Origin of the sequence: Brachybacterium sp. SW0106-09 (genome assembly GCF_001293905.1) — a bacterium.
Taxonomy (GTDB): domain Bacteria; phylum Actinomycetota; class Actinomycetes; order Actinomycetales; family Dermabacteraceae; genus Brachybacterium; species Brachybacterium conglomeratum.
In genome coordinates this window covers 1-3823 of the sequence record NZ_BCAK01000048.1, presented here as the reverse complement: position 1 = coordinate 3823, position 3823 = coordinate 1, and the positions used below count along the sequence as shown (strand labels likewise).

Here is a 3823-nt window from a genome sequence, read left to right as displayed (position 1 = left end):
CCCGAGCTGCGTGTCGTGATCGCCCCGCATCCCGCGCAGCGCGAGATCATCGGGCAGGAGCTCGCCGCGAGCGGGCTCGAGGAGTCGGTCGACATCGCCGAGGAGGACACGCTGACCACCATCACGCGCTCCGCGATCGCGGTCGGGACGTTCTCCACCTCGCTGTGGGAGTCCGCGGCGCTGGGCTGCCCGACCTACGTCATCGAGGTGCCGGGCTTCGAGGAGACGCTCCAGGACGTCGAGTCGGGCCTGTTCCGCCTCGCGCGCACCCCGCACGACCTCGTCCCCTACGAGGTCCCAGCGTCCCGTCACGACATCTTCGGCTGAGCCCATGGACATCCAGAACCACTACTACGGGCACAGCGCCGCCCTCGCCCTCCACGCGGGGCTCGACTCCGTCCGCCACCTCCACGGGCTCCTCCAGCACGGCTGGACCGTCCGCTCGCCCTCGCTGGTGCATTTCTCCGACTTCGCGCGCCTTCCCCGCACCTCGCGCCGTCTGGTGTGGAGCCACCGGGCGCGGGGCTGGGACCCCGCCGAGGACCCCTTCCTCACCACGCCGATCGGCGCGCCCTTCCTCTACCTCAGCGCACTGACCGCCGACGAAACCGTCGCCGATCTCGGGGCGACCGTCGCCTTCCCCGTCCACGACACCCGCCTCGTCAAGCTCCGGCACGACGACGCGGACCTCGCCCGCGAGCTCGCCGAGCGCGATGGCCCCTCCCTCGTCTGCCTCCACCCCGAGGACCTCGATCGCCCGGAGAAGGTGCAGGTCTGGAGCGAGCACGGCCACCGCGTCGTCAGCGCGGGGGAGCGGCGCGACCCGCAGTTCCTCGGCCGGATCCTCCGCCTCGTCCGCGGGGCGCGGCGCGTCGTGTCCAACCAGCTCTCCACCGCGGTGGTCTACGCCGCCGCCGAGGGCACGCCCACCGCGATCTACGGCGGCGACCTCGCCATCGGCTCCCTCGGCACCGAGGTCTCCCGTCGCACGCGCGAGCTGTGGCCCGAGTTCCACGACGACACCGCCGAGGACGCGACCCGACGCGCCGTCGCCCTGGCGGAGCTCGGCCACGAGCACCTGCTGTCCCCGGCGGCGCTGCGGGCGGCGCTCGGCTGGGATCGCAGCACCGCCGGACCGTTCCTCAGCTACTGGGGCGGTGCCCCGCTGCGGAAGGCTGGCGCGGTGCTCGGCCTCGTGGAGCGGACCGAGGGCGCGCAGGACGCCGGCTCCGGCCAGTCCCCGCTGGTGTTCCTGCGCCACCCGCTCAGCCATCTGCCCGGCCGGCTTCCGCGCCTCCCCGCGCGCGACGCCCTCCTGCCGGAGCCGCTCGTCCCCGCACGGTGACCCCGTGGAGCACTCTCCCCTGACCCCCGTGACCTGAGGAAGGTTGTCGCCCGAATGATCGTGATCTGCACCAACGAGGTCGCCGGGCCCACCGGCTACCACAAGTCCGTCGTCCAGCTGGGCAACGGGCTGAGTGCGGCGGGATACGCGGTGGCGGTGCTGGGCTTCCTCGGCACCGGGGGGATCTCCAACAGGATGCTGCCGACGTGGCCGCTGGACCTCGAGGTCCCCGCCTACACGCTGCGTGCGCTGCCGGCCGACGGCGGCCGTCTGCTGCACCGCAACGCGCACCCCGAGCTCGCCGGCGACCTCGGCGCGCTGCACTACGAGTTCACGGCCAACGAGCTGGCCGCCCTCCGGGAGCTCAACGACGCGCTCACGGAGGAGGACACGATCGTGTTCACCGCCCCGGTGCAGGCCCTCGCCTTCCGACATGCCCTCGGCGATGACGCCAGACGCCCACGCACCGTGCTGCAGATCCACGGCGACTATCTCCACCACGCCGAGCTCTGGGACCCGCTGATGGAGTCCGGTGGCATCATCGACCGTCTGCAGACGGTCGCCGACGGACTGCGCCAGCAGTTCATCCCGATCTTCGCAGACGAAGATGTGGTGTCCATCCCGAATTTCTCCGGGGAGGGCCTTCACAGCATCCAGCGGGTCGAGCACGAGGGCGTGGAGATCGCGCTGCCCGCCTCGTTCCAGCACCGCAAGAACCAGCTCGACGCGGTGCGGGCGCTGTCCCTGATCGAGGACGAGTCCGTCCACCTCACGCTGTGGGGGAACATCAACCCTCAGAATCCCTACTACGTCGCGGTCAGGGAGCTGGTGGACTCGCTCGACCTCACCGACCGCGTCCGCATGCCCGGCTTCGGCACCGAACAGGACGTGTACTCCACCGCGGACATCGTGCTGATGACCTCGCTTTCCGAGGGGTTCGGGTACCCGCTCCTCGAGGCCGCCTATCATCGCCTGCCCACTGTTACCTACGACTTCGACTTCGGCCCTCGCGAGGCGCTCGAGGACGGAGCCAGCGGATACATCGTCCCCGTCGGTGACGTCGAGCAGCTGGCGGCGAGGCTTGGCGAGTTGGCCGCGGACGCCGGGCTGAGGGAGCGCTTCGGGCGACGCGCGAGGGAGAGGTACGAGGAGCGATACGCCGCCTCGGCCATCGTGTCGCAGTACCGCGAGTTCTTCGGTCCCCACGACGCGCCGCTCGACCTCGCACGGGTGTTCAGCACCGACGGGCACGAGCCGATCGGGACGGGGGAGATCGAGCATCGTGCGCGCCGCGCCCGCGGCGGTCGCCTCCACCAGCTCACCGTCACCTCCCCCGTCGGGCTGCACGACGTCCAGGTCGACGACGGCGTCCAGACCCGGGCCGCCAAGGTGCGGACCCAGCGCGGCACGACCCGGATCGAGTTCGAGGCCTCCGCCCCCGTGGTGATCTCGTACACCACCGCCCCCGGCTCCGGGGACCGGCACTATCTCGCCAGCACCACCGACCAGCACGAGCTCGTCGTGCTCCCGCACCTGCGCCGCGACGCCCGGTACGGCGCCGGACGGCCCGCGGCGCAGGACACCGTCTTCGGGACCTCCGGCGGGACGCTCCCGCTGCACGCCCCGACCGCGCTGGCCCATCTCGCCGTGCGCGCCCCGCGGGACGTCGTGTGGAAGGTGCGCGACGTCGCCTCCACGGTCGGCACCCGGATGCGGGCCCGGCGCGAGCTCGCCGGCGCCGAGGGGGCGACGCTCTCGCAGCCCTCGGCGAACCCCACCGAGGGCGAGGTCCCGCTCGGCCAGGCTGCGGACCTCGACGTCGAGGAGGAGAACCCCGCCGCCGGGCCGATCGACGCCCGCTCGATCCTCGCCCCGCTGCTGGACATCGGCCCGAGCGCCGCGGCCTCGACGATACGCATCCTCTCGGGCCCGTCCCGGGCCCCGGGCGCGGCCACCCGACGCGAGATCCCGCGCCATCCGTGGTACCCGGTCACCTCCGGCGTGGACAGCTTCGGCACGCCGATCAACCGGGCCGGAGGGGTGCAGGTCCGCAACGCCGGCACCGCCGAGCGCCCCACGGTCTCGATGCGCGGTGAGTACGACTGGGTGGAGCTGCGCGACGGCGCCTCGCGCCGACGCGTGAGCCCGCCGTGGTCCTACGGCGAGATGTTCGAGCGCCTCAGCGAGGCCGAGCGGAAGCACGGCCTGTTCGAGATCACCACGGCCGACGGCGTGCACCTGTGGGAGCTCGGCCGCTCGGCGCTGGTGATCCAGCTGGCCGAGGCCGCCGGGTTCTGGGGCGCGGCGCCCGCCGTCGGCGGCGTGGTGCGGGACGAGTACCTCGGCAGCAAGCGCCTGTCGACGGCACCCCGGGCCGACCGGGTCGTCTTCGACTACGCGCGGCGCGGGCAGAGCGGCTACCGCACCGCCCCGTTCGTCGACGACGAGTCGCTGTTCGTGGTGCAGCCGGGCGCCGAG

Annotated in this window: 3 protein-coding genes; all 3 read left to right on the top strand. The window is 72.8% G+C overall.

Annotated features, from left to right (window positions below):
* Positions 1-327, top strand: a 327-nt coding sequence (locus Y09_RS13980; RefSeq protein WP_053918283.1) for a hypothetical protein, incomplete at its 5' end; no start/stop codon positions are given.
* Positions 328-331: 4 nt separating this feature from the next.
* Positions 332-1345 (top strand): hypothetical protein, encoded by a 1014-nt coding sequence (locus Y09_RS13975; RefSeq protein ID WP_053918282.1) that lies wholly within the window; start codon positions 332-334, stop codon positions 1343-1345.
* A gap of 54 nt (positions 1346-1399) precedes the next feature.
* On the top strand, positions 1400-3823 hold a 2424-nt coding region (locus tag Y09_RS13970; RefSeq protein ID WP_053918281.1), incomplete at its 3' end, for a glycosyltransferase.